This window comes from Rhizobium sp. RHZ02, from assembly GCF_014851575.1.
Classification (GTDB): domain Bacteria; phylum Pseudomonadota; class Alphaproteobacteria; order Rhizobiales; family Rhizobiaceae; genus Rhizobium; species Rhizobium altiplani.
In genome coordinates, this window is sequence record NZ_JACUZX010000003.1 from 245,295 (window position 1) to 271,608 (window position 26,314).

At 60.0% G+C, this 26,314-nt stretch carries 22 protein-coding genes; 4 read left to right on the forward strand and 18 right to left on the reverse strand.

The window, feature by feature from the left end:
* Entirely contained in the window at positions 1–747 is a 747-nt protein-coding gene (locus tag IB244_RS06735; RefSeq protein WP_025660642.1) for a ribonuclease activity regulator RraA, read from the forward strand.
* Between the two features lie 246 nt (positions 748–993).
* On the opposite strand, the gene IB244_RS06740 is transcribed toward IB244_RS06735, so the two are convergent.
* From IB244_RS06740 to IB244_RS06765, 6 genes are all read right to left on the reverse strand, one after another.
* Positions 994–1,893, reverse strand: coding sequence for a sugar phosphate isomerase/epimerase family protein (locus IB244_RS06740; RefSeq protein ID WP_169680532.1), 900 nt, complete (start codon positions 1,891–1,893; stop codon positions 994–996).
* Positions 1,894–1,976: 83 nt separating this feature from the next.
* Positions 1,977–2,915 (reverse strand): ABC transporter substrate-binding protein, encoded by a 939-nt coding sequence (locus IB244_RS06745; RefSeq protein WP_018856007.1) that lies wholly within the window; start codon positions 2,913–2,915, stop codon positions 1,977–1,979.
* A 65-nt stretch (positions 2,916–2,980) separates the two neighbouring features.
* Positions 2,981–3,955, reverse strand: coding sequence for an ABC transporter permease subunit (locus IB244_RS06750; RefSeq protein WP_246734381.1), 975 nt, complete (start codon positions 3,953–3,955; stop codon positions 2,981–2,983).
* Between the two features lie 22 nt (positions 3,956–3,977).
* On the reverse strand, positions 3,978–5,540 hold the full coding sequence (locus tag IB244_RS06755) for a sugar ABC transporter ATP-binding protein (RefSeq protein ID WP_192303511.1): 1,563 nt from the start codon (positions 5,538–5,540) through the stop codon (positions 3,978–3,980).
* On the reverse strand, positions 5,537–6,940 hold the full coding sequence (locus IB244_RS06760) for an FGGY-family carbohydrate kinase (protein ID WP_192303513.1): 1,404 nt from the start codon (positions 6,938–6,940) through the stop codon (positions 5,537–5,539). Before IB244_RS06760 ends, IB244_RS06755 begins: the two co-directional genes overlap by 4 nt.
* A complete protein-coding gene (locus tag IB244_RS06765) occupies positions 6,937–7,710 on the reverse strand; it encodes a DeoR/GlpR family DNA-binding transcription regulator (protein ID WP_025660637.1) in 774 nt (257 codons plus the stop codon). Before IB244_RS06765 ends, IB244_RS06760 begins: the two co-directional genes overlap by 4 nt.
* A 174-nt stretch (positions 7,711–7,884) precedes the next feature.
* On the opposite strand from IB244_RS06765, the gene IB244_RS06770 reads away from it, so the two are divergent.
* From IB244_RS06770 to IB244_RS06780, 3 genes are read left to right on the forward strand one after another with little or no spacing between them, the layout of a single operon-like run.
* On the forward strand, positions 7,885–8,952 hold the full coding sequence (locus tag IB244_RS06770; RefSeq protein ID WP_192303515.1) for a class II aldolase/adducin family protein: 1,068 nt from the start codon (positions 7,885–7,887) through the stop codon (positions 8,950–8,952).
* Positions 8,949–10,232 (forward strand): FGGY-family carbohydrate kinase, encoded by a 1,284-nt coding sequence (locus IB244_RS06775; RefSeq protein WP_192303517.1) that lies wholly within the window; start codon positions 8,949–8,951, stop codon positions 10,230–10,232. The genes IB244_RS06770 and IB244_RS06775 overlap by 4 nt, the downstream gene beginning before the upstream one ends.
* Entirely contained in the window at positions 10,229–11,089 is an 861-nt protein-coding gene (locus IB244_RS06780) for a TIGR01459 family HAD-type hydrolase (RefSeq protein ID WP_192303519.1), read from the forward strand. Before IB244_RS06775 ends, IB244_RS06780 begins: the two co-directional genes overlap by 4 nt.
* Before the next feature lie 215 nt (positions 11,090–11,304).
* Here the strand turns inward: IB244_RS06780 and IB244_RS06785 are convergent, their stop codons facing one another.
* The 12 genes from IB244_RS06785 to IB244_RS06840 form a co-directional block, all read right to left on the reverse strand.
* Complete coding sequence (locus IB244_RS06785) at positions 11,305–12,933, reverse strand: GMC family oxidoreductase (RefSeq protein ID WP_192303521.1); 1,629 nt, start codon at positions 12,931–12,933, stop codon at positions 11,305–11,307.
* A 23-nt stretch (positions 12,934–12,956) separates the two neighbouring features.
* Positions 12,957–14,486, reverse strand: a complete 1,530-nt coding sequence (locus IB244_RS06790; protein WP_192303523.1) for an FGGY-family carbohydrate kinase — start codon at positions 14,484–14,486, stop codon at positions 12,957–12,959.
* Positions 14,487–14,693: 207 nt separating this feature from the next.
* On the reverse strand, positions 14,694–15,536 hold the full coding sequence (locus tag IB244_RS06795; protein ID WP_246734355.1) for a class I fructose-bisphosphate aldolase: 843 nt from the start codon (positions 15,534–15,536) through the stop codon (positions 14,694–14,696).
* A complete protein-coding gene (locus IB244_RS06800; protein WP_192303526.1) occupies positions 15,509–17,272 on the reverse strand; it encodes a glycerol-3-phosphate dehydrogenase/oxidase in 1,764 nt (587 codons plus the stop codon). The genes IB244_RS06795 and IB244_RS06800 overlap by 28 nt, the downstream gene beginning before the upstream one ends.
* Before the next feature lie 12 nt (positions 17,273–17,284).
* Entirely contained in the window at positions 17,285–18,280 is a 996-nt protein-coding gene (locus IB244_RS06805) for an aldo/keto reductase (protein ID WP_192303528.1), read from the reverse strand.
* On the reverse strand, positions 18,277–19,284 hold the full coding sequence (locus IB244_RS06810; RefSeq protein ID WP_169680551.1) for a sugar-binding transcriptional regulator: 1,008 nt from the start codon (positions 19,282–19,284) through the stop codon (positions 18,277–18,279). Before IB244_RS06810 ends, IB244_RS06805 begins: the two co-directional genes overlap by 4 nt.
* A 1-nt stretch (position 19,285) precedes the next feature.
* Positions 19,286–20,275: an ABC transporter permease gene (locus tag IB244_RS06815; protein ID WP_018855992.1), complete on the reverse strand. Its 990-nt coding sequence runs from the start codon at positions 20,273–20,275 to the stop codon at positions 19,286–19,288.
* Positions 20,276–20,291: 16 nt separating this feature from the next.
* The gene (locus IB244_RS06820; protein ID WP_192303813.1) at positions 20,292–21,818 is read right to left on the reverse strand and encodes a sugar ABC transporter ATP-binding protein; all 1,527 of its coding nucleotides are present in this window, start codon (positions 21,816–21,818) and stop codon (positions 20,292–20,294) included.
* Positions 21,819–22,004: 186 nt separating this feature from the next.
* A complete protein-coding gene (locus IB244_RS06825; protein ID WP_192303530.1) occupies positions 22,005–23,033 on the reverse strand; it encodes a substrate-binding domain-containing protein in 1,029 nt (342 codons plus the stop codon).
* A 723-nt stretch (positions 23,034–23,756) separates the two neighbouring features.
* Positions 23,757–25,040 (reverse strand): ATP-binding protein, encoded by a 1,284-nt coding sequence (locus IB244_RS06830; RefSeq protein WP_192303532.1) that lies wholly within the window; start codon positions 25,038–25,040, stop codon positions 23,757–23,759.
* 241 nt (positions 25,041–25,281) lie between these two features.
* Entirely contained in the window at positions 25,282–25,533 is a 252-nt protein-coding gene (locus tag IB244_RS06835; protein ID WP_192303534.1) for a transposase, read from the reverse strand.
* A 98-nt stretch (positions 25,534–25,631) separates the two neighbouring features.
* The gene (locus tag IB244_RS06840; protein WP_192303536.1) at positions 25,632–26,279 is read right to left on the reverse strand and encodes a hypothetical protein; all 648 of its coding nucleotides are present in this window, start codon (positions 26,277–26,279) and stop codon (positions 25,632–25,634) included.
* Between the last annotated feature and the right edge of the window lie 35 nt (positions 26,280–26,314).

The window sequence follows — 26,314 nt, forward strand, 5'->3', positions numbered from 1 at the left end:
ATGACACATATGCCCGAGATTACGCGACCGCCCAGAGAGATGATCGACGCATTGAAGGAAATCGGCGCCGCGACGATCTCCGGCACGCTAGGCCACATGGGCTTCCGCAATCCGCACATGGTCGGTCCTGTGCCGCAAAATCACGGCAAGTCGATCGTCGGGCCGGCCTTGACGCTTCAATTCATGCCGCAGCGGCCCGACCTCTTCACCGAGGGAGAATATGCAGATCCGGAGACGCAGTTGCACCGCCATGTGCTTTACCATGTGCAGGAGGGCGATGTGGTCGTCGTCGACGCGCGCGGCGACATGAGCTCGGGCGTCTTCGGCGATATGATGTCGACCTATTTCAAAGGCAGAGGCGGCGCTGGCATCGTGATCGACGGGTGCATGCGCGACCGGCCCAATGTCGAGAAGCTGGATCTGCCTCTATGGCTGCGCGGCTGGACGCCCAACTATCATGTGCAGACCGGCATCTATCCCAACGCCGTCAACGTTCCAATTGCCTGCGGCGGTGTCACGGTAATCCCCGGAGACATCATCGTCGCCGACGATGACGGGGTGGTCGTGCTTCCAGTCGCAATGGCTGCGAGCGTCATCGAAGAATCGCAAAAGCATCACGACTGGGAGGAGTTTTCGCGAATGAAACTCATGGAGGGCGGATCGTTGCAACGCTACTATCCGCTGCATGACGATGCCCGCGGAGAGTACGAAGAGTGGCGCAAAACAAATCGCTTGGGAACGACCTAGCCAAGGGATTACCCAAGGCGGGCGGCGAACTTTCTCCGGATATCGCCGGCGTCTACACAAAAAGCATGGAACCAAATTTCGCCTGACCGAGCCGCCCAGCGGGCGAAAGGACAACCGGTATGTCTGGCGCGCCGCACTTCCTGAAGAACGGCTATGCGCGAAGCCAGCCGTTCCGGGGACGGTTCGTGCGATTGAAAAGCCGTCGCTCAATGCGCCTACCGCATGAGTATGCGGTAGGGCCCATTCCTACGACCATGTCAAATGCGTCTGCTTGACCAGTTCGGCCCTGCGCTCGGCGGTTTCCAGCCCAAGTTCGATAAACTGACGGGCATGCCTGGCAAGCGCAACGTTATCGTCCCAGAGATTGCGCCAGATGGCCGTCTTCAATGAGAGGTCCTTGTCGACGATCGCAGTGGAGAAGGATTCAAAGGTTACATAGTCATCCCAACCGATCGCCACGAGAGCGTCGAAGATGGTGGCGAAATCGATATTTCCGGTGCCGAGGTAACCGCGGTGGCTTTCCCCGATATGGACATAGCCGATCTTGTCCGCGGCATGACGGATTGCAAGGCCGACGTCGGCCTCTTCGATGTTCATGTGGAAGGTATCGAGATGCAGAAAGACGTTCGCAGCGCCTGTATCTGAAATATAGGCCATCCCCTGCGCCGCCGTATTGAGCATATTGCTCTCGAAGCGATTGACGATTTCGAGGTTGAGCGTAACGCCGGCAGCCTTGGCTCGATCTGCCACTCTCGACAGGGTGGCGACGCTCGTATCCCATCCCTTCTTCGTCAGCGCATGTTCCTGCTTGCCGTGGGCCGAGCTCAATATGCCGGCAAGCTTGGTACCGCCCAGATCGCGCACGAGTGCCACAGCGCGGTCGAGAATATCCTCGCCCTTGGCAACAACTGCCGGATCATGACTGGAGATGTCACCCTCCAAGGGCAGCCCCATGCTGATTGCGACATCAAGGCCAAGTTCCTCGATGCGAGACGCCAGCCACTTCACGTCCACCTGTTTCGGATCGAGGTACGAAAACTCGATAAGCTTGAACTGAAGTTCGTGGGACCTCGATAGAGCTTTATCGAGCTCATCCTTCGACGAGCCGGCACTCCAGACAAATGAGTGGACACCGATCTTGGACATGGGCAAACCGCTTCCTGAGATTTTCATTGAGGGAAGGCGACCCGCCGTGCACGCGGCAACGGCGGGCCACTCGGGAGGAGACCTTAGCGGGCTGCCGTCCAGCCCTTGTAATCCTTGAGGTTTTCAGCCGTGATCAACTTCGGGTCGAGAAGCACCGTCGTTTCGGCCGGCTTCTTGCCATTCAGGACGTCGACGGCCATCTTCAGCGAGTCGCCGGCCATGACGTAGGGATCCTGCGAAGCGGAGGCCTTGATCATCGAGTTGCCGCTGGCGAGCGACTTTTCGATATCAGGAGCGCCGTCGACTGCGGTGATGAAAAACTCGTTCCGGTTCAACTGCTTTGCGGCAAGCTCTGCGCCAATGCCGGTCGGATCGTTGATTGCAAAAACGGCGTCTATCTTGTCGAAGCGTGTCAGCAGTCCCTGCATGATCGCAAGACCACCATCGCGCGATCCCTGGCCGTTCTGGTCGTCAGAGAGGATCTTGATATCAGGGCTCTTCGACAGGACGTTCTTGCAACCCTGGACGCGATCGAGGATCGAGGACGAGGCCGGGCCGTTAATGATGACAACATTGCCCTTGCCGCTGAGCTTGTCGACGATGTACTGGCAGGCTTCTTCGCCTGCCTTGACGTTGTTCGTCATGACGGTGACGTCTGCACCGGGTGCGGACACGTCAAAGGCGGCGACGATAACGCCGGCGGCCTGAGCCTTCTTGACGGCCGGTGCAATTGCCTTGGCGTCGACAGCGTTGAGCATGATGATGTCAACGCCTGCGGCAATGAAGCTGTCGATCTGCGAAACCTGCTTGTTGAGGTCGTAATCGGCAGAAACGGAGGTCACCTGAACATTCGGATTGATTTCCTTGGCTCGGTCTTCAATGCCCTTGATGGTCGCTACAAAGAATGGATTGCCCAGAAGGCCGACCGAAATGCCGATCTTTTGAAGATCCTTTGCCGCGGCCGGCATTGCAATTGCCGCGGCGAGCGCGGTGGCGGTGAGCAGTTTAGAGATCATGCGCATGCTTTCCTCCTTATGGCGCCTCCTGCGCCTTTGTTATCCGGTAACCCGGTTCCTTCAGCCGCAGCTCAGGTGCGGCTAAGCCCTCTCAGTCTGTAGCGGTCGAGCCCGACGGCAACGATGATGACAAGTCCCTTGATGATGTACTGCCAGATGTCGGAAACCCCGACGAGGATGAGACCGTTCGACAGGACAGCGATGATCAAAGCCCCTATCAGCGTGCCCCAGATCGAACCGACGCCGCCGACGAAACTGGTACCGCCGAGAATGACGGCTGCAATCGCGTCGAGCTCATAAGCCTGGCCAAGCTGCAATCCGTTTGCCGCGTACAGGCGGGCCGCTGACATGACACCGCCCAGGCCCGATAGCAGGCCCGACATCGAATAGACGAACAAAAGCACCAACGGCACTTTAATGCCCGTGAGGCGTGCAGCCTCGACATTGCCGCCAACAGCGTAGATCCAGGTTCCGAGCACCGTCCGCTTGAGGATCACCCAGGACACCAGGATCGTCACCAATGCGATGATCGCCAGCCATGGCACGCCGAACAGATTGCCATTGCCGATGAAATCGAAGGGCAGATCGGGATTGAAGACGGTCGTGTCGTTGCCGAGAAGACGGGCAATACCGCGCATTGCCGTTAGCGAACCCAGCGTGACGATGAAGGGCGGGAGTTTCAAAAACGCGATGATAACTCCGTTGATGAGGCCGCATCCCAGTCCGACCGCAATTGCCGCGGGAATCCCAAGCATGCCGACATCCGGCCACAGCGAAACGATGACACCGACCATGGCTGAGGCGGCAAGGATCGATCCGACGGAAAGATCGATGCCGCCCGTCAGAATCACGAATGTCATGCCGGCCGCAAGCACGGTGTTGATCGATGCCTGCTGCATGACGATCGACAGATTGTTGACGCTCAGGAAGCGACCGCTGAGAAGATGAAAGCCGACGGCCAAAAGAATGAGGACGGGTAGCATACCAAGGGCGGTCAAGGTCGACCTCAACCTCATCCTGTCTGTTGCTGTCTGTCCGCTCTGCATTGCGCTCATTTCAGGTTCTCTCTTATGTCGCGCTCATTGTGTCTCGACCGACCGGACCGGTCGAAAGGGCCATGATGGTCTCCTGCTCGATCGGTCGGTCCGGCGATGCGACGACCTCGCCGGCGATGTGTCCCTCGCGCATCACCAACACGCGGTCGGCGATACCGATCACCTCGGGCAGATCGCTTGAGATCACGATGATGGCGATGCCGCTTTCGGCAAGCTCGTCGATGATCCGATAGATTTCCGACTTCGCACCGACGTCGACGCCGCGCGTCGGCTCATCAAGGATGACGACCCGCGGCTTGGTCTCCAGAAGGCGCGCCAGCAACACCTTCTGCTGGTTGCCGCCCGACAGGGCCCCGGCATTGATGGACGTGCTCTTCGTTCGGATCGACAGGGACGAAACGGCGTCATCGGCGCGCTTCTTCGCCTTGCCGAAATCGAGGAACCCGCCTGGTCGCGCATCCCTGGCGATCACACCGACATTGATGTTCTCGTTGATCGTCATGTCGAGGAACAGGCCAAGTGCCTTGCGATCCTCGGTGAGGTAGGCAATCCCGGCATTAAGCGCATCGTGGGGGCCGCGCAGCGAAAGCTCCTGACCGTTCAAGGTTACGACGCCGGTGGCCTTGTGGTCCGCACCGAAGATCAGTCGCGCAAGCTCCGTGCGGCCTGAACCGACAAGGCCTGCGATGGCCAGCACCTCTCCGGAACAGGCATCGAAAGAGCAATCGTGCACGCGCCGCCCGTCTCCCACATTCTTGACGGCAAGCACGACCTGGCGATCGTGCGCGGCAGCGCGGTGCTCCTTTTTATAGAACGACGACAGGTCGCGGCCGACCATCATGGAGACGAGCCGCTCGGCCGACAGTTCGCTGCGCTTCAGCGTTCCAACATAGGCACTGTCGCGAAGCACGCTGACGCGGTCTGCAAGCGCGTAGATTTCTTCCATGCGATGGCTGATGTAGATGATCGCAATTCCATGTGCCTTGAGGCTTGCGATCACCTCGAAAAGCTTTTCGGTTTCCCGGCTCGTCAGCGATGTCGTCGGTTCGTCCATGACGATGATGCGCGCGTCCGTGGTAAGAGCGCGGGCAATTTCGGCCATTTGACGCTCGCCCAAGGAAAGGGACGACACAAGCTGATTGGGAGAAAAGCCGATGCCGAGGCGCTTCAGAATGGGCTCGGCGCGCTTCCTGATATCCGCGCGGTCGACGAACCCCAGACGTGACGGCTCTTCCCCGAGAAACATGTTCTGGGCGACAGTCAGATTGGGAGCGAGCGACAGTTCTTGATAGATCACCGCAATGCCGTTGGCTCTTGCCTTGATCGGGTCGCCGGTGACCGCCGGCCGCCCGCTGACCAGAATCGTACCGCCGGGATCCGCGAGGTAAGCACCGGAGAGAACCTTCATCAGCGTCGACTTGCCGGCGCCGTTCTCACCCATCAACGCATGAATTTCACCGGGATACACGGTCAAGGAGACTTTCGTCAGTGCGCGCGTATTGCCGAAGGTCTTGCTGATGTTCTGCATTTCGAGAACGGGAGCAATGGCCGGGGACGATGCTACAACTGGGTTCATCGGATCCCCTCGCTCAGCATGGCCGGCTGCGACACGTCACGCCTCAGCTCTATCGCACGCCTCCATTCCCGCCTGTAGTCGCCAAGGCCGGCGATCTCGACAGCACGGATACGCTCACACTGATTTTTGAAGGGCCGGACATTGGACTGGCGAAATACGAGCGCAGCCGCCCCGAAGGCGCTGCCTTCGGGATTTGCACTGGTAAAGACGGTCTGATCCCGCAAGGCCGCAAGCAATGGTGCATAGAGGTCGGCCTTGACCAAGCCGCCATCGATCACAATGTCGTTTTGCGAACGGATAAGATCGAGTGACAGATCCGTCATCAGGATCACGTAGAGCAACGCCACGGCCGCCCGCTCCTCGCCCTCAACGGCTGGTCCGAGGAAATGACCTTCTGAACCCGGAAAGGGCCCACCGGCGGCGAAAGACGGCAGGGCGAAACTTCCCTTGGCGATGACCGCTTCTACCGCTTCGATACTGATCGGCTTTGTCCACCCTTGGCTTGCCACGTCGTATTCGCGACCACCCATGAACCGGATCGTTGCGGCAGGTGCATGGTCTACCGTGACATTGGCGAGCATGTCGCGCTCACGATCGAGGGCATTCAAAGGGCACGCCTGATTGAAGATAATCACCCAGGTGCCAGTCGAGATCAGCGTGAAATCGTCAAAGCCGACGGACCTGTAGTAGAACAGTGCGGAATTGCTGTCATGGACACCATTGTGGACCATAACCTCCACAGTTTCGCCTGCTGCCGTAACGGGGTATGTCCCAAGTGACGAACCTGCCGACACAAGATCAGGCATTTTCGCGCGCCAACCCTCTTGGTCGACGAGGCTGCTGAAGTCATCGGCCAACGGTGCCCAAAGATGGGAATGGCAAGCGAGATAGGAAACTTCGGAGGCGGCGCGGCCAGAGAATTTCCATGACCAGAACTGAGGGTAGGCAAGGATCGCATCGGTAGCGTCGAGCGTGCCCGGATCCCTGTCCTGAAGCCACAGAATGTGGCGGCCGTAGTTCAACCCGAGCGGCAGACGGGGTGAGTAGGTTTCAGAAAACGGTGGAATGAGCGGATCAATCCTGGCTGCGACCGATGCCGGAGGCTCCTGTTCGTAATCAAGTATCGGATGGCAAAGTTCGCCTTTTCCAATCAGCGCGAACGTGCAGCCATGCGCGGAAAACGTCACATGGCGAACGCCATGCGCTTCGACGGCCTGGCTGAGCTCGTCCTGCATCCAGGAAAAAAGAGCTTCGTCATCGAGGACATGAATGTCGCCGTGCTCGCGCCACACCGGCTTGGCGCGTCGCTCCGCTACGACATCGCCCTTGCCGTCGATGACGAACAGCTTCGAATTGGTCTTTCCGAGGTCAAAGACCGCAACTGGACAATGCTCTGTCAAACGACGCCTCCGACATCTGCGATGAGGATCGTCACACCGGCATTCTCAAGCATCTTGGCGTTTGCATCGGACAAACCGTCGTCGGTCACGATCGTTCCGACGCGCGACAGCGTCAAAGCCAGGTTACGTGGCTGAATGGAAAACTTTCGGCTGTCTGCCAACAGCACCACTTCATCAGCGCAGGTGCTGAGCTCGCCGATCGCCTTGACGAGCAGCGGGTGTGACTCCAAAAGCCCCTGTGAATCGATGCCTTGCGTGCCAACGAAGAACCGCGAAGCGAAGTAATCGGGCGCACCCGAGGCCGGATCATGAATGATCCCCGGCTCGCGATAGAGTTCGCCGCCTGAAAGGCTGAGATGGCAGCTGCCGTGTTCGCCGAGATAGGCAGCAAGCGGCATCGAATTGGTATAGATGCGCAAGTTGCGGCGAGCCAGAAGCACGCCCAGCTGAAAGCAGGTAGAACCGGCATGAACGATAATGGAGTCACCGTCCCGCACCAGCGAGGCGGCCTTTTGCGCTATCGCGCGCTTGGCCTCGACCGCAATATCGCGATTCTCGTCGTATGGTCGGGCCGCAAGCCGGCCGCCGACTTCGAAAGCCGAGATCCCTCCGTAGACCTTCTTGGCTCGCCCTGTTTCGTGCAACTTGTCGATATCGCGTCTGATGGTCGCCGGGGAAACGCCGAGGCGGACTTGCAGGTCGCGAACCGAAGCGAACGGTGTTTCGCGAAGAAGGTCGGTGATGAGTTTATGCCGGCTGGCATCGTTCACTGTGTTTCCTCCCGGCCGCTCCCTGCCGATGATTAAAGATAATCACAACGAAACCTCATCCGCAAGCCGATGTGACGCAAAAACTTCATCATTGACGATATTCAATCGCTTACATACGATCGATGAAAAATTCGCTCATTATTGTGAGTGAACATCTCAAACGCGGAGGTCTTGATGGCGGTGGGTAGCTCGGAGGGCGAGTTCAACCGGTTTCTGGCGCTGTCGAAGCAGATCGGAACCGACATCCTCAAAACTCAGGGAGCAGGCGGGAATACCTCGCTTAAGGATGGCGATACCATGTGGGTCAAAGCATCCGGCACCTGGCTCGCTCAGGCCGGGGATCGCGATATCATGGTGCCGGTCCGTGTCGCGCCGCTCGTCCAAGCCCTTCGCAAAGGCGACCAACGCGCCGAAAAGGCCACCGATTTCGTTATTGCGTCACTGAATACCAGCGGCCTGCGACCATCCATCGAGACGAGCTTTCACGCGGCCTTGCCCCAGGCAGTCGTCGCGCATTACCACTGCGTCAACTCGATCGCGCTCTCGGTTCTGAACGATCGCGATCGGCTGCTGAAAGCAAGGCTGGACGTGACCGGGTTGAATTGGGTGACGGTTCCCTACAGGCGCCCCGGCACGCCGCTTGCCCGCGAGGTCGACTTGGCGGCCGCAACGCGTCCCGACGTTTTAGTCCTGTACAATCACGGCATCATCATTGCCGGGGCCACCATTGACGAGGTTGCGCGCCGCATCGAGCAGGTCTCCGCTGCACTGGAAATGCCTGAACGGCAAGTTCCCTCCCCGTCCATCGAGACACTCGAGCGGCTAAGCCGGGATAGCAGTTACTCTCCAGCAAACGACATCGAGAGCCATCAGCTAGCACTCTCACAGGAAAGCGTCCGGCTGGCGACAGCCGGTTCGATGTATCCGGATCACGTGATTTTCCTCGGCGTGAAGATCGGCCTCCTGGACGCCGACCAATCCTTGAGCGCTTACCTCGAAAGCTTGGCACTGACAGGAGAAAGCCCGCCGAAAATGATCATCGTGCCTGGCTCTGGCGTACTCTTGTCGAACGAGTTGACGGCTGGCGGCCAGGCGATGGCTCGATGTCTTGCAGAAGTCGTAGCACGCATCCCCGACGATTCCGATGTCAACTATCTTTCCGAAGCGGACGAGTACGAGCTGACAAACTGGGAGGCTGAGCAGTACAGGCAAGCGCTTGACCGCGGAGCCGTGACCTCGTGACAAGCTCGCCCAATCCATTGCCCGCAACTGTCATAGGAATCGACATCGGCACGTCCGGCGTACGCGCGGCCGCAATTTCCGACAACGGTGAGGTTGTTGCTCTCGCCAGCACTCCGTTTTTCACCGCTGAGGAAGGCCGCACCCCTTCCATATGGTGGGAAAGAACGTCAACCGCGCTCACGCAACTTGCGGCAAAAACAAGCCTCGCATCCGTCGGAGCAATCGGTATCGACGGAACTTCCGGAACCGTCCTTGCGCTCGATCGCATGGGCGAACCGGTGGGCGCGCCGTTGATGTACAATGATAACTGCCCCGATGGCGATATTGTCGAACAGATATCCCGGCATGCGCCGGCCGACAGCCCCGCGAAAGGAGCGAGCTCGGCTCTTGCGCGAGCAATCTTTCTTGCCCGTCAGCCAGGTGTATCCAAGGTCGTTCATCAGGCCGACTGGCTGTTGCTGAAGCTCGGTCTTCAGGAAGCAGCAACAGACGAAAACAACGCCTTGAAGACCGGTTACGACCTGCAACGGGAAAAATGGCCGGACTGGATTGAGATGGCCGGCCTTGATCGCGAGCTGCTTCCCAAGGTCTACCGCGCCGGTGCTGCGCTCTCGCGCGTCAAAGGTTTCGCTGCCAAGCTTGGCATTGCAGAGACTTGCCGCTTTCACGCCGGCACGACCGACGGCTGCGCCTCGTTTCTGGCGACCGGCGCCTCGCAGATCGGCGATGGCGTTACCGCGCTCGGCTCGACCCTCGTCCTCAAGCTCGCTTCCGAACGGCCGATCAACGCACCGCAATATGGCATCTACTCGCACAGGGTACTCGATTTCTGGCTCCCCGGCGGCGCCTCCAACACGGGTGGTGCCGTCATTAAATCACTGTTCGGAGATGACCGGCTCGCCGAGTTGACGGCTCGCCTTGATCTCTCGCGACCCACGTGTTTGAACTTCTATCCGTTACTTAAACGCGGGGAACGCTTCCCCTTCAGCGATCCGGATTATGCCCCTCGCCTGGAGCCTCGCCCGGAGGATGACGCAATTTTCTTCCAGGCAGTGCTTGAAGGAATCTCGGAAATTGAACGGTTGGGATATGACAGGCTGGCGGAGCTTGGTGCCGCGCAGCTGAAATCGATCCGAACCGTTGGCGGCGGCTCGAAGAATCCGACGTGGACACGCATGCGGCAAATCGCGCTTGGTATCGCTTTTAAGCCTTCGAAGTCGACGGAGGCTGCAATCGGCACCGCAGCGCTCATTCTTCAATGGCAAAGGAAGAACCAGTGAGCTCTGTTCCCGAGACATCGCTCGCAAACCTGATCAATCAATACGACTATTTCCTGATCGATCAGTTTGGCGTGCTGCGTGATGACGAGGGCGCCTATGAAGGCGCCGCTGCAGCGTTGCAGAGGCTGAAAGAGAATGGCAAACGGGTGATCGTCCTTTCCAACTCCGGGCGAAGTGGCGACTATAATGCCGAACGCTTCGTTCGCCTCGGTTTCGAGCGTGGCCTGTTTGAGCGGTTCGTGACGTCGGGCGACGTCGCCTTTGATATTCTGTCCCATTCTGAGGACATTCGGCGCGGGATGCGCGCTTTCACAATTTCCAGCGGTGATGACCAAAACCTCGCGGACCGTCTTCATCTGACGACTGTGCCTCGATCGAATGATGCCGATCTCGTTATCATCTCGGGCAGCGAGGCGGAATGCATAGCGCTCGATGTATACCGGCGCATGCTGGAACCCGCAGCGGCCAATCACACGCCTTGCATCTGCACAAATCCTGACATTCACAAGCTGGCGGGCGGCAAGAACGCACCTGGCGCGGGAGCAATCGCGAGGATCTATGAGGAACTCGGCGGCAAGGTCCAGTGGATCGGCAAGCCGTATCATCAAATTTACAGCCACGCCATGTCAGTATGGGGGAGTCCCGATCGAGCAAAGGTCGTCTGCATCGGCGACAGTATCGAGCACGATATCAAAGGCGCAGCCAATGTCGGCCTCGCATCGGTACTTGTGCGCACCGGGATACTGGCAAGCAAGTCCGACAAGGAATTATTCGCGCTCATGAAAAGCTGCGAGGCGATTCCAACCTATCTCATGCACGAATTTGCAGGGGGGTGCCATCAGCCAGGCGGCCGCTGACAGCCGCCGCGGAATGACGTCAGGTTTTGACGAAATCGGCCGTACAGACTGCCGACACAATGCTCCAAATCACCGTGAACTGTGTCGATTTCGAAGATTTCTGGTATCAGAAGGTGTACGGGCAAGGCACTTTCGAGAGCTCTTATTGATGCATGCCGAGGCGAGGCGTGATCGTCAGGCGGCGAGATAATCGGATCAAAGAAAACATCGTCCAGCTATTGCATCCTCAGCGCCATCTCCGCTGCTTTTTCCGCGATCATGATCACCGGGGAGTTCGTATTGCCGGACACGATCGTCGGCATGATCGAGGCATCAACAACGCGCAGCTTCTCAAGCCCATGCACGCGCAACTTGGCATCCACCACCGCCATTGGATCGCTTCCCATCCTGCAGGTGCCGACAGGATGAAAGATCGTGGTGGCGATATCACCTGCACGCCGGATCAACTCGTCATCGCTCTGATATTCCCGGCCCGGCAGCATCTCCTGCGGTCGAAAACGGGAGATAGCCGTCGTTTCCATCAAGCTGCGCGCATGGCGAATTGAATTTGCCGCGAGCAGCCTGTCGCCCGTGGTCGAAAGATAATTGGGACGAATTTCAGGGGCGACCGAGGCATCACGTGTCGTAATATGCACGGTGCCGCGACTTTCCGGCCGGAGGTTGCAGACGGAGACAGTCACGGCAGGATAGGGATGCAGCGGCTCGCCGAGCCGGTCGGTGCTGAGAGGCTGGACGTGATATTCGAGATCGGCGGTAGCGACGGACGGATCGCTCTTGGCGAAGATCCCGAGCTGGCTTGGCGCCATCGAGAGCGGACCGGAACGGCTGATCGCATATTGCAAGGCCATGCCGGCTCGGGTGAACAGGTTGTGGTAAAGTTGGTTCAGCGTGCGCGCACCCTCGATCCTGAAGACGGTTCGGATCTGCAGATGGTCTTGCAGGTTTTCGCCGACACCCTGGAGCTCATGATGCACGGGAATGCCGAGGCTCGACAACACATCCGGCCGCCCGACGCCCGAAAGCTCCAGAATTTTTGGAGAGTTGATCGAACCCGCAGAGAGAATGACCTCGCGCGACGCGCGGGCGATACAGGAGCGGCCATTGAGGCGAAAGCGCACGCCTGATACAGCTTTGCCGTCAAATTCCAGCCGCTCGGTCTCCGCGCCTGTCAGCACGCGCAAGTTTACCCGCTTCATCGCCGGGCGCAGGAAGGCTTTGGTCGTGTTCCAGCGTAGGCCGCCCTTCTGATTGACCTCGAAATAGCCGGACCCTTCATTGTCCCCGCCGTTGAAATCTTCGGTCTTGCGAATGCCGAGTTCCTCGGCCGCATCGCGAAACGCATCGAGGATCGGCCAGGACAGCCGCTGGCGTTCGACGCGCCACTCGCCCCCCGCTCCGTGCAAGGCCGATTTGCCGCGATAGTTGTCCTCCGATTTCAGGAACCAGGGCAGCACGTCATCCCAACCCCAACCGGCATTGCCTGCCTGCCGCCAGCCGTCGTAATCCGCCGCCTGCCCGCGCATATAGATCATGCCGTTGATCGAGGAGCAGCCGCCGAGCACCTTTCCGCGCGGATAGTTGAGCGCCCGGCCGTTGAGGCCGGCCTCGGCTGCCGTCTTCATCATCCAGTCGGTGCGCGGATTGCCCATGCAATAGAGGTAACCGATTGGCACATGCACCCAGTGATACCGATCCGAGCCGCCGGCCTCGATCAGCAGCACCCGGTTTCTCGGGTCAGCCGAGAGCCGGTTTGCCAGCACGCAGCCGGCCGACCCCGCACCGACGACGATGAAATCGTAAACGCCTTCATCCATTGGCGCTTCATTCAGGGGCGCTTGTTTCATGGGCGCTTCATTCATGGGCATGGTCACGCTGCAACTCCTGTTGCGAGGCTTTGGGCCTCCGAAAGCCGCCGCCACAGCGGCGTCATCGCCTCGTTAATATCCGTGTAAAGCCTGTAACGGGTGGCGTAGTGGGCCGACAGCACAGCATTGGGCTGATAGTGCCGATCGGTCCGCACCATGGCGGTGGCGCCTTCGGTGAAATCGGCAAACAGCCCGACACCCGTGCCGGCCGCAATCGCAGCCCCGAGCGCCCCTGTCTCCCGCGACACGGCAACAGTGACGGGAACACCCAATACGTCCGCAAATATCTGCGGCCAGAGCCTGCTGCGCGAGCCACCGCCAGAGAGCACCGCCTCCTCGAAGTTCGCACCCGCCTTGCGGATGGTCTCGATATGTTGGCGATGACCGAAGGCGACACCTTCGAGAAGTGCCCGGATCAGATGTCCCTTGGTGTGCCAGCCAGCCATGCCATAGAAACCGGCCCGCGCATGGCCGTTCTGCTGGGCGCCATAGAGAAAGGGGTGATAGAGCGGATCATCCGCAGCCGGCGCGACCGCAGCCGCGAGCGCGCAAGCCGCATCGAAGGGCGAGACGCCTTCTGGATGCTCGTCCTCGAAGAATTCCCGAACCAGCCATTCAAGATTGGCGGCCGACGTGGCGCTGTTTTCCATCGCCATGTAGCGGCTGCGGTCGAAGGTGGAGGACATGAAAACCGGGCCATCAAGGTCGGGACCATCGATGATCACCTGATTGATGCTCCAGGTGCCGGCGATGATCGAGGCGCTGCCGGTGCGCGACACGCCCGAGCCGAGCGCCGAGGCGACGACATCGAACAGCCCGCCGACGACCGGTGTGCCGGCCGCAATCCCGGTCTCAGTCGCGACCTCTTGCGTCACATGACCGGCGATATCGGCGCTTTCGATCAGCGGCGGCAGCATATGCATGCTCTCGGCAAGGCCGTAAGCGGCCATCAGCGCCTTGTCGTAGCGACGGGCGGCGAGATCGAGCAGGCCTGCGCCGGACATATCGGAGACCTCGCTGACGCGGCTGCCGGTCAGCCGGTTGACGACGAAATCCTTGGAGAAGAAAACCGTACCAATACGCTGGAAGAGGTCGGGACGATGGCGTTTCAGCCAGGCAAGCAGCGTCGGCGTCTGGGATGGCCAGGGGCGCTGGCGGGCGATCGGTGCGGTGCGGTCGCCGACCCCTTCAGCCGCCCATTCCTCGACAAGTCCTGTTGCACGCGTGTCGAGGGACTGGATTGCGATCAGCGGCTGGCCATCGCGATCAAGGGCATAGAGGCCGTTGCCATGGCCGGCGCAGCCGATGGCGGCAATATCGGAGGCAGCAATGTTTGCCTTGTCGAGGCACGTGCGGATCACTCGTTTGGCATTGGCCCAGAGTTCGCCGAGATCGCGCTCGACATGGCCGGGGCACGGCATGCGGCTATGGCCCTCCTCCCCGGCATGCGCCAGCTCCCGGCCTTCGAGATCGAAGATCACCGCCTTGATGACGGTGTTTCCGGCATCGAGCCCCAACAGATATTTTGCCATTGCGAACCCCTCCCAAGGTTCTGTCAGTCTTGCGTGGTTTTAGCCGAAAGCCTAGCGCCGATCCCCAATTCTCCCCATCTGGGAGAAGGCGGCCCGAAGGGCCGGATGAAGGGCTCGCTGCATGCTCAGGATTTGCCGCAGCACGCCCTCATCGCCTCGCATACGCTCGGCACTTCTCGCCGCTGGGATCAAGGGAACCACAAAACCTCACCCCCGCTGATAAACTGCAAACGCCTCTTCGCCGCTTGCATCCTCGTGGATGATCGCCATCAGACCGCGCACGACGGCGCCTGGATTGGCGTGCTGATAGATGTTGCGCCCGTAGACCATGCCCATCGCACCCTGCCGCATCAAGGCCGCGGACTTCGAGAAGACCGCGGACAGATCCTCCTTGCCGCCGCCGCGGACCAGAACCGGGCAACGCGCCGCCTCGATGACGCGATGAAAATCCTCCGGGTTGGTCGTGGGATCGGCCTTGACGATATCGGCGCCCATCTCGCGGGCAAGCCGCGTCAGCGTCACGATCTTGTCGGCATCGCCATCGACCATGTAACCGCCGCGCTCCGTCACAGGCTGCATCACCAGCGGCTCGATCATCAGCGGCATGCCGTATTTCTCGCAATCGGCACGCACGCGCGAAATATTCTGGACGCACTGGCGGAAGAGATCGGGCTCGTCCGGCAGCATGAACAGATTGACGACGACGCAGGCCGCATCCATCTGCAGCGCGCCGATCAGCGGCTCGGCCTCGTTTTGCAACACGGCCCACATATCGCGGTGGCGGATGCGGTTGTAGGGGTTGCCCATGTCGAGACGCATGACGAGCGCCGGCTTGTCCTTGCCGGGCAGGTCCTGCAGCAGATCGGCCTGGCCGTAATTCATCTGGATCGCGTCGGGCCTCGCGTCGACCAGCGCCTTCACGACGGCCGGCATGTTCGCCAGGCCGTCAAGGAAGGACGGCTCGTTGCAGACACCATGATCGATCGCCACATCGAGGCAACGGCCGTTGCCTAACAGCCGGTTCATCCGGACCTTGCTGACGTCTCGCATTGTTCACTCCTTTGTTCGTTCCTTGCGGAAAGGGTTTGCTCCGAAACACCGTGACGGTCGTTCAGGAGGGTCAGAAAACGGGTGCGCTCCTCGGCAGCGCGCTGCGGCGGCCAGCCCTTTTCGGCGGCGAGAATGGCGAGGGCGGCATCGGCCATGTCGAGCGAAAGTTCGCCGGTGATGGCGAGCGTCGTGCGGCGCAAAAGAAGATCGTCCAGATGCTCCACCGCTTCCGAGCGGATGAGATGGATGAGCTCGCGGGCGCTGTAGCCGGCATGCGGCAGGGCGTGATCGGGAGCCAGGGCATGATCCGCTGCGACGAGGAAGCGGGCGATTTCGGCAGCGTCGGTACCATAGCGCGTGAAGAGGGTGGCGATGCGATCCTCCTTAAGGCCGGTCGCGCGGGAAAGCTGCCGTAGCCAGTCGCTGCGATCCTTGGGAAAGCTGCGCCCGCCGCCGAAGGTGCGATCGGCGGTATCGATGCGGCGCTTGCGGCCGAGCCGGTCGAGCGCCATGTCGGCGGCGAGTTCGCCGAAGGACCGGAAGGTGGTCCACTTGCCGCCGATCATGCAGAGCACCGGCGGGCCGAGATCGCGGCCCTCGACGACCGTGCAGAAATGATCGCGCGGGATGCGGCCGGTGAAGCTGTCGTTGCTCGCCGGCAGCGGCCGAACGCCCGCGAACTGGAAGACGATCTCTTCCGGGCGGATGACGATGCCCGGCAGCACGAAGGCCAGCGATTGCAGGATGTAATCGCGCTCGTCATCCTCGCAGCGCACCGTGCCGGGATCATCGACGCGGATATCGGTGGAGCCGACCAGCACCTTGCCGAGATAGGGAAAGAGGATGCAGATGCGACCATCCTCGTTCTCGTAATAGATCATGTGGCCATCGAGCAGGTCGCGCAGGCCCGGATGATCGATGATCAGGTGCGAGCCCTTGGTGCCGCCCATCAACGGCGCGGGACGGGCATCCTCGGGGAAGAGCGAGCCATTGGCGATGTCGATCCAGCCGCCGGTGGCGTTGACGATCAGCGCTGGCCTGATCGGCAGCGATTGTCCGGAGATGGCATCGTGCAGTAGAAAGTGGCCGGCGGGGGCCTTTTCGAGCGTCGCATAGTTGAGGGCCTGCGCGTTCGGACCAGCCGAAAATCCGTCGCGCAGAAGCTCGATGCCGATGCGTTCCGGGTGGCTTACCCAGGCATCGTAATAGGTCGCGGCGCTGCGGATTGCCGGGTTGAGCGCGGGCCATTTGGCAAGCGTGCCGCGGCGGCCGCGAAACTGGTGTTTCGGCATCAAGGCCCGTTTGCGGGTCAGGAAATCATAGATGGCAAGGCCCGTCTTGATGGCGATGGCACCGCGGCGGCTCGGGCGGCGGGTGAGGCCGAGAAACCGCACGATGCCGTTGCCGAGGCCGGAGAAAATGTCGAAGATCGGTACTGTGGTCGGCAGCGGTGCGACGTAATGCGGCGCGTTGCGCAACAGCCGGTCGCGCTCGACCAGCGATTCCCGCACGAGGTCGAACTCGCCGTTTTCGAGATAACGCAGGCCGCCATGCACCATGCGCGACAGCGCGGCACTCGCGCCGGAGCAATAGTCGCCCTTCTCGACCAGCAGCACGTTCACGCCCTGCAGCGCCAGCTCGCGGAAGACGCTGAGCCCATTGATGCCGCCGCCGAGGACGCACACATCCACCTTCGGGCTTTTGCGAAACCCGTTCCATGTCTCTTCACGGTTCATGATGACAGCCTGTTATCCGTCCATGTGGGCCAGTTTCGCCGCCAGCGCCGCGTCGATGGCCTTGAGATCGTCAACCGAAAGCCGGAGCGTGCCGGCCCTTGCATTGTCGAATGCCTGTGCCGGGTTGCGCGCACCACAGAGGGCAAAAGTCACGCCCGGCTGCGCCAGCGTCCAGGCAATCACCACCTGGGCGACGCTCGCGCCATGCAGCTCGGCGACGGGTCGGATCACCTCCGAGAAATCCTTCGCCTTCTGCCGGTTGGCGACGGAGAAGCGCGGATTGTCCTTGCGTTGGTCGTCACCCGAGAAAATGCGATCCGGTCCGATGGTACCGGAGAGCAGGCCGAGTGCCAGCGAGGAATAGCTGAGCGTCGACACGCCGTTTTGAACAGTGAGCGGCAGCAGGTCCGCCTCGATCCCGCGATCGATCATGCTGAACCGCTCCTGGATCGCATCGAGTGATCCGGTTTGAATGTATTGCCGAAGCTCAGAGCGATCGACATTGCTGGCACCGATGGCACGGATCTTGCCCGCCGCCTTCAACTCTTCAAGCGCCCGCACCGTCTCCTCGATCGGTGTCGTTGCGTCCTGCCAGTGGGTGATGTAGAGGTCGATATAATCCGTGCCGAGCCGGCGCAGGCTTTGCTCGACCTCATGGATGATCGAGTCGCGCCCGAGATAGCGGTGAACCGGCTTGCCATCCTGATCGAAGAAATGCTTGCCGTTCTGCGTATGCCAGACAAGGCCGCATTTGGTGGCGATAACGGCCTTGTCGCGGCGGCCGGCGATGGCCTTGCCGACGATCTCCTCCGAGCGGCCGAGGCCGTAAGCCGGCGCCGTGTCGATGAGGGTCACGCCGGCATCAAGCGAGGCCTGGATGGCGGCGATGGATTGCGCCTCATCGGTGCCGCCCCACATCCAACCGCCGATCGCCCAGGTGCCCAGCCCTACGGCCGAGGCCGCGACGCCGGAGCGCCCGATCTCGCGGATCAACTGCTCGCCGCTCATGCCGAAAACCCTTCCCCGGATGCCATTTCAAGGATACGCGCCCCGGTCGCCTCGTCGGTGACGAGCGTATCGAGATGGTTGCCGCGTAGCACGCTCAGGATGGAGCCGGCCTTGCTGAGGCCGCTTGCCACGCCGATCTTGGTCGGGATCGCCGCGAATTCCTCAAGCGTCAGCGAAACCAGTGCGCGGTTGAGACTGTAGTCGCAGACCCGGCCTTCGCCATCGAGCAGATGGGCGAGCAGTTCCGCCCTTGCGCCGGAATGTTCGATGGCCTTGCGGTCCTCGCTGGAAGAGGGGTGCAGGTCGTAATAGGTCGAATCCGAGCTCAGGATCGAGCCGATGCCGACGACGGCGACCTTGGCTTCCCGCGCCCGCTGGAAGACATCGGCGACGGCGCGCATGTTGATCAGCATGCCCCGCTGCTCGGCATCATCGGCAAAGAGCGGCGCGTGGATCTGGTAGGAGCGTCCGCCGAGCCGATCCGCCATCAGGGTAGCGACGTGGTTGACGTCGGTATAGTGCTTGCCCTGCACGCAGCCGGTCGCGGGGATCACCTCGACATCGAAGCGACGAGCGGGCTGCAGGCCGGCGACGACGGCGCCGACACCCTTGCCCCCGGTGATGCAGATGGTGTCGCCATCGGCGATCTCCTCGATCAGCAGGCGGGCCGCCGCCTCGCCCACAGCCTGCAGCGCCGTCTGTGGATTGTCGGATACGGTCGGCACCACCACGGCACGGCTGATGCCGCCGAGCGCCAGTAACCGTTCTTCCATATCCACCAGCGGCTCGACCGGCGATTTGATCTTGATCTCGACGAGGCCGAGCTGGCGGCCGCGCTTGATCAGCCGGTTGACGGTGGCATGCGAGATGCCGAGCTGATCGGCGATCTGTGCCTGCGTCAGGCCTTCGAGAAAATGCAGCACGAGCGCCTGGTGCATCTGGCGCGCGATGACGATTTCCTCGCGCGGTGCTGTCGTCTTTTGTTTCAGTTTGGCGATTGGCATATCAGGCGGCCTTCCGCTTGTGCAGGAAATGGTCGATGGAAACGGCGGCGAGCAGAATGCAGCCTTTGATCATGTCTTGCCAATAGACGGAGACGTCGAGCAGGATCAACGACGACGTGACGACCGAGAGCAGCGCGATGCCGAGGATGGCGCCGAAGATCGTGCCGGAGCCACCGTTGAGCGAGGCACCGCCGATGACCGCCGCCGCGATGATGTTAAGTTCCATTCCCACGCCGAAGGTCGGGGTCGCAGCGCCGAAGCGGGACATGTAGATCACCCCTGCGACGCCCGCGAGGGTCGAGCAGAGAACCGTCACCCAGAACTTCACCTGGTTGGTCCTGATGCCGGAATAGAGCGCCGCCTTCTCGTTGCTGCCTGTATAGAACACCTTGCGGAAGGCGGTGGCCCGGCGCAGCAGGAAATCGAAAAGGACGACGACGGCGACGAAGATCAGGATGACGTAGGGAATGCCGTGGAAGGTGCCCTGTCCAACCGCCTTGAAGCCTGCCGGCAGGGTAAAGAGCGAGAGCGGCGTGCCCTTGGTGATGATGAGGCACAGCCCGCGCACGATCACCATGCCGGCGAGCGAGGTGATGAAATGGTTGAGCCCCACTACCGTCACGAAGAAACCCATGATCGCGCCGATGACGCCGCTGGCAAGAATGCCGATCAGTGAGGCCGTCCATGGATCGAGCCCGGCAAGAAACAGCGAGCCGGAGAGCACCATGGCGAAGCAGACGACCGAGCCGACGGCGAGATCGATGCCACCGACGATGAGCAGGATCGTCATGCCGACGACAACGATGCCTTCCACCGAAAAGCTCATCAGCATGGCGCGGAAATTGCCGAGCGTCAGGAAGTGTGGCGAGGCGAAGCTCATGGCGAGGCAAAGCGCCAGGATGATCGCGATCAGTCCCGCTTCGCGCATGCTGCCGATGCGTTTGAAGTGCCCCGTTTTCGGGATATCCGCCGCTATCGTGTCGATTGCCATTCCCGTCTCTTTCTCCTTACGCGGCATGATCAGCCGTCCTTGCCGCACTGACCCCCGATGCAAGGCGGATCACCGTTTCTTCCGTCATATCGTCCCCGCCCACTTCGCCGGCAATGCGCCCTTCGCGCACGACCAGAACGCGGTCGCAGAGCCCGAGCAGTTCCGGCATTTCCGACGAAATGACGACGATGCCGATGCCCGAGCCCGCGAGATCGCGCAGCAGCCGATGGATTTCGGTCTTCGCGCCGACATCGATGCCGCGTGTCGGCTCGTCCATCAGGATCACCTTTGGTTTGACGGCAAGCTGCTTGGCAATCGCCACTTTCTGCTGGTTGCCGCCTGACAGCGATTTGACCGGGGCCTCGACGCCGCCCATGCGCACCGCAAGCCGCCGCGCCAAATCCCCCGCCAGCGCCGCCTCGGCGCGACCGTTGAGCAGGCCGGCATGGTTGGTGAGTGCCTTCAAGTTCAGCACCGAGATATTCTGGGCGATCGACATCTCCAGGAACACCCCGGAGCCCTTGCGGTCTTCCGACAGATAGACGATGCCCGCCTTGACCGCATCCGCATAGGCGCGGATTGCCTGCGGCCTGCCATGCAGTCGGACTTCGCCGGCGGCATGGGCGCGTAGCCCGCAAATGCCTTCGGCGATCTCCGTGCGGCCGGAGCCGATCAGGCCACCGATGCCGAGGATTTCACCCCGGCGCAGATCGAAGCTGATATCATGGAATCGAGCACCATCACCGAGGCCATCCACTTCGAGGATGGTTTCGCGAGAGGCGACTTCGGCCCCGAGCTTTTCCGGATAGAGCTGGGTGATCTCGCGGCCAACCATGCGGCGTACCACATCATCAGCCGTGACATCGTCGATCTTGTCGGTGCAGACATACCGACCGTCACGAAAAACGGTCACGCGGTCGCAGAGGCTGAAGATCTCGGCCATGCGGTGGCTGATATAGATGACCGAAATGCCGTTCGCCTTGAGGTCGCGGATGATGGCGAAGAGCTGCTGCGCCTCGGTTTCGGTCAGCGCTGCGGTCGGCTCGTCCAGAATGAGCACGCGGCAGTCGAGCGTCAGCGCCTTGGCGATCTCGACAAGCTGCTGACTGGAAATCGGCAGATCCGCGACCTTCTGGCGGACGTCGATGGCGGCGAGCCGGTTCATCACCTTTTGGGCATCGCGCTCCAAGGCACGGTAATTCATGAAAGGGGAACGCCGGCGGTTGGTCGCGGCCATGAACATGTTCTCGGCCACCGTGGCATCAGGGCAGAGGGCGATTTCCTGATGCACCAGACCAATTCCAAGCGCCTGCGCGGCAGCCGGTGAAGCGATGCGGACGGGCTTTCCATCGACGCGGATTTCGCCTTCGGTCGGCTGCAGCACGCCAGCGATGATGTTCATCAGCGTTGATTTGCCGGCGCCATTTTCGCCGCAGAGCGCATGGACTTCGCCACGCTCGAGCGTGAAGTTGACATCCGTCAGCGCCCGGATCGCCCCGAAATGCTTGCTTATGCCATGAATGGTGAGCACCGGCTCCGCCATCGTCATTTCCTTGTTCATGACCGGTCCCTGATCGAGACGGCTGCGATAATCTGTCTTCTGGCCAGCACGGAAAAAGCCGAGCTTACAAGGCGTTGAGGGGATAGTGCGGCAAGTTCTGGCCCAACCATCCCCCTCATTTGGCCCTCCAGGCGCACCTTTTTCCGAAGGTGACAAGGGCCGATGCACTTACTCCTCGATACCCTTCGTGCCGCGGCGCTTCAGGTACTTGTCCCAATAAAAGTCGTCGGCATTCTCGGCAGTGACGATCGAAAGACCATTGTCGACCACTGGGATGCTCATCGGGTTGAAGCCCGATCGCTTGGCGTCGTTCATCGGGTCGATCAGCTCCGGATGCTTGGCAAGCCACAACAGCATGAAGCCCATGTAGCCCTGCATGCCCTGGTTCGGGTTGATCGAGCCGAAGACTTCACCGGCCTTGATCATGTCGAGAATGTTGGCGTTGACGTCGGCGCACATGACAAGAACCTTGCCGCCATTTTCCTTGGACGCCTGTGAGGCGCCGATAGCGGAGTTCGCTTCCGGCATGAAGACCGCGCCGAGATTCGGATTGGCCTGGATGATGCTCGAAAGCCCCTGATAGGCCTTGGTCGGGTCCTGGTTGGAAGCGGCGCGGCCAACCAGCTTCATGTCGGGCCACTTTTCCTCCATACGGCCGATGAAGGCGGCGATGCGCTTGTCATGATTGTCCTGGCCCGGATTTTCCAGAACCGCATATTCGCCCTTGCCACCCAGCTTCTCGGCGATTGCGTCGGCAGCATAGATGCCTTCGCGGGTGTTGTCCGAAGTGATGAACGAGACGCGCTTGGAAAGCGGCGAGTCGGCGGCAAAGGTGACGACGGCCGTACCCTGCGCGGTGGCGCGGTTGATCGGCTCGATGAACGGATCGGAGTTCATCGGATGGACAAGGATGCCGGCCGGGTTCTGGGCCAGCGCCTGATCGAAGGTGGCGATCTGCTTGTTGACGTCATATTCCGGCGTACCGGTATAGGCGGTTTCGCAGCCGAGCTGCTGACCGGCCTGCTTGAACATCTCGTAGACCGGGAACCAGTATTCCACACCCGAGACCATGACGTTCATGACGTATTTTTCACCCGGCTTGCAGCGGAACGGACTGTCCGTTTCCGCGGATGCCGTGCCCGCAAAAAGCGTTGTTGCAAGGACCACCATGGCGGTCGAGCTGATAAATTTGCGCAAGATTCCTCCTCGAGGCCGAAGCCCCTCCCAAAAGTCTGAGGGCGTCACGTTGACGCCGCTGATCGCGTTGAAATCGAACTTCCTCCTCGAAGTCCGATGAGAGCAATAAAGGCGAAGATCAAATGCGTTGTCAATATAATTCACGCAATGAAATATATTTCACGCGTCCGGACGGAAGACAGCGGGGCAATCGACCAAAATCGCGGGATTAGCTAGCAAATGCCACAAGATTCCAGGCACAAGAATTGTTACCTCCAGCTCTGTCGATGGAGTTGGATTGTATTGTGTTGTGTTGGTCGTCGAGGAACTGAGGCCAAGCTGGCTGAACTGGAAGCCAGGAGATCAAGGCGGAAGCGCTCGCCTTGGGAGTGCACAAGGTCGCTTTCGTGACCGTGACCAAGGTCTTCGATCCAAGAGTAGCGTCCGAGCCATGGCCGCCGCGTCACCGACCTCCTCAATGTCCGCCGCGGCGTCCTCGAGCTACTCCGAGATGCCGAAGAACCGGTCCTTGCAGGTGATCTGTCGAAACAGTTTGCCGAACGCGAAGGCTTTGGGGCCAGATTGACGGGATCGGTTCCAATCTGGCTGGAAGGTTTTCTGGCCTGCTCGAACGCATGGAGCAGACGGGCCCGGTTCGCTTGTCGGGTGCTCCCGATGGTCGTCGTAGATTGTGGGAGATCGCCAGGAAAGCATTTGAGGATTAATCTGGGCTGCCCGCTCAGGTTAACTGTCTTCGAATGACCAAAATATCGACAGAGGGAGCGCGAATAGGTTTTCGCCGAAACTGAGTACGCGCTCTCCCATGTAGACGACGATGCCGACGAAGGGACGGTTCACCCCTGGGCCTTCATCTCGAAACCATCGCAGATGTTGGAAGTCATTTGCTTCAACCGTAGTCGATGTCTTCATCTCGAAGCCGATTATCGTTCTGTCTGACTCAGCAAGGATGTCTATCTCGCGTCCTCGTTGATGCCTCCAATGATAAAGTCGCCACTGACGCATTTGATGGGGGACGGATTTCCACATTTCATTGAAAACGAAATTTTCGAACAGGCCGCCAAGCGCTGTGGGATTCGCGCCAATATTGAAGCTCTGGGTGTTCATGCTCCTCAAAGCTGCGACGATCCCAGTATCCACAAGATGGATTTTTGGCTGGCGTATGTCGCGCCCGGTCTCTCCAGAGGTCCACGCAGGCAATCGTCGCAATAGTGAGAGCTTGGTCAGAATATCGAGGTAGGTATCGGTCGTATTCCGTTGCAAACTGATGTTTGAACACAGTTCGTCTATATTCAGCTCGTTTCCGACACGCGTAGCTAGCTGATCGATCATTCGCCTCATGGCGTCTGATTTTCTTATTTTTAAGATGTACGCAACGTCGCGTTCCACGACACTGTCAACGTAGTCTCTATATCGATTTTGCCTCCAGCGCTCTTCCAGAGTTCGTATCTCGGGGAAACCGCCTGCGACTATCAAGTCGATGTATTGTGCCCGGGACAACGTTTCTGCTTTAGGCAAGTCTAGCGGATAGGGACGGTCATTCGCCGATGCCCAGTCGAGAATTTTCGCAGGCCCCATGCGTTTTGTTTCGGCGACACTCATTGGAAGCATCGTCATTGTATGGACCCTGCCTGCCAACGAGTCCGCCACGTGCGCGGAAATGAAAACGTTGGATGAGCCTGCCAGGACGAACTGACCCATTGCTCGGTTCTCGTCCACGATTCTCTTCAACGCCAAAGCTAATTTCGTGGATCGTTGGGCTTCGTCGATAATGAGGGGACCCGCTTTCGTCTCAGCCAACAGGGAATCCAGCTGTCCTTTTGGATCGGCCTCAATAGCTGCAAGCACACCCTCGTCATCCAAGGTGATGAATTTTCCAGCGCTCAATAGATCGCGTACCAGTGTCGTCTTCCCGACCTGGCGCGGTCCAATAATGTTAACCACTCGCGCTGATGTAAGTGCAGCCTTTAGTTGGGGCTGCAGATGACGCGGGAGGAGACTCTCGCCCATGATGGTCACCTGATTTTCTACGCAATTCGATGTGGGGAAAGTTGTAATAGAGTTGCGGGGAAAGTGTCAGTAGAATTTGGGGGAAAGTGTCAATAGAATGCGGGGGAAACCTTCAATAGGAATCCGGTGAAACCGTTAATAGCGTCCCGGTGAAACTGACAGTACACGTCGGAGAAATGACAAAGCCCAGATCGGTCACCGTGGTAGCGCTGCTTTCGACCGTCGTGTCCCCAATCCACACCTAGTCTTCGATACGCTCTGTCGCGCCTTGAAAGTATCCGCAGAGGTGATCAGACGGCGTGCGGTGGGTGACCGTACGCAGCACGTCGGCGAGCTGCCAGCGCAGACCCATGTAGCGGGTGTCTTCCTTCCAGGCGACCATCGCCATGTACCAATCCAGGTACTTCACCGAGAAGCGGTGGTGGATGCCGTCGTACGAGCGCTCGGCGCGGGCGAAGAAACTCTCGATCCTGTTGGTGTCGGTACCGCGCACATATCCGTTGGCGCTAACAAGTCAACGTCATCAGGCGAACACGGAGCCGCACATTTGACGATCGGGCCGACCGAAATCTCACAACGGAGAGAGCGATATCAGTGATGTGCGTGTCGGGCGTCGGCACCGGAGGAACCCGCTCGGTTGCAGGCCTCTCTCAACTTCGTTTTTGCCTCTTCGAGGGCCTCCTCACCATATAAGGTCACGAAGCTCTCCTGATAGTAGCCATTCGCTGCCAGTCCCCCATGGATTTCCATCGGCAGCGCATGCGGGGAAAGCCGACTGATCTCCTGAAGATTATCCTTGCCGACCGTCTCCATCAGATGAAGGCTATGTTTTCCATCGACAATCACGCTCACCATCGAGATTTCCCGCCCGGGACTTGAACGGTCGGCCGGCATGATGCGGCATTCGACGGACATCTCTTCCGGCAACCCGTGCTGCTTGCCTTTCTCGGCCTCGGGAAAGATCGAATAGCCAACGATCTTCGCATTGCTGGTCGCCGGCCTGAAGGCATGGGCGTTCGGCTGGCGGACAGGATGTTCGCACAGAAGGGCGTTGAGGCGGGCCAGTATGGCATCTGCGGACCCGACAAGGGGCTGACTTCCGAGCATCGTCAGGCGGAGCTGCCCGTCCTTTACGCGAGGTACGCTGAAGATGAAGTTGGGACTGTTGAAATTCCTCTGCACGATCTTGAACGCAATTTGGGAATCAACGAGGTCGTAAAAGAGACCGGATGGGATCACGGCACTTCTCCTTTGAGAGTCTTGAAACACCAAAC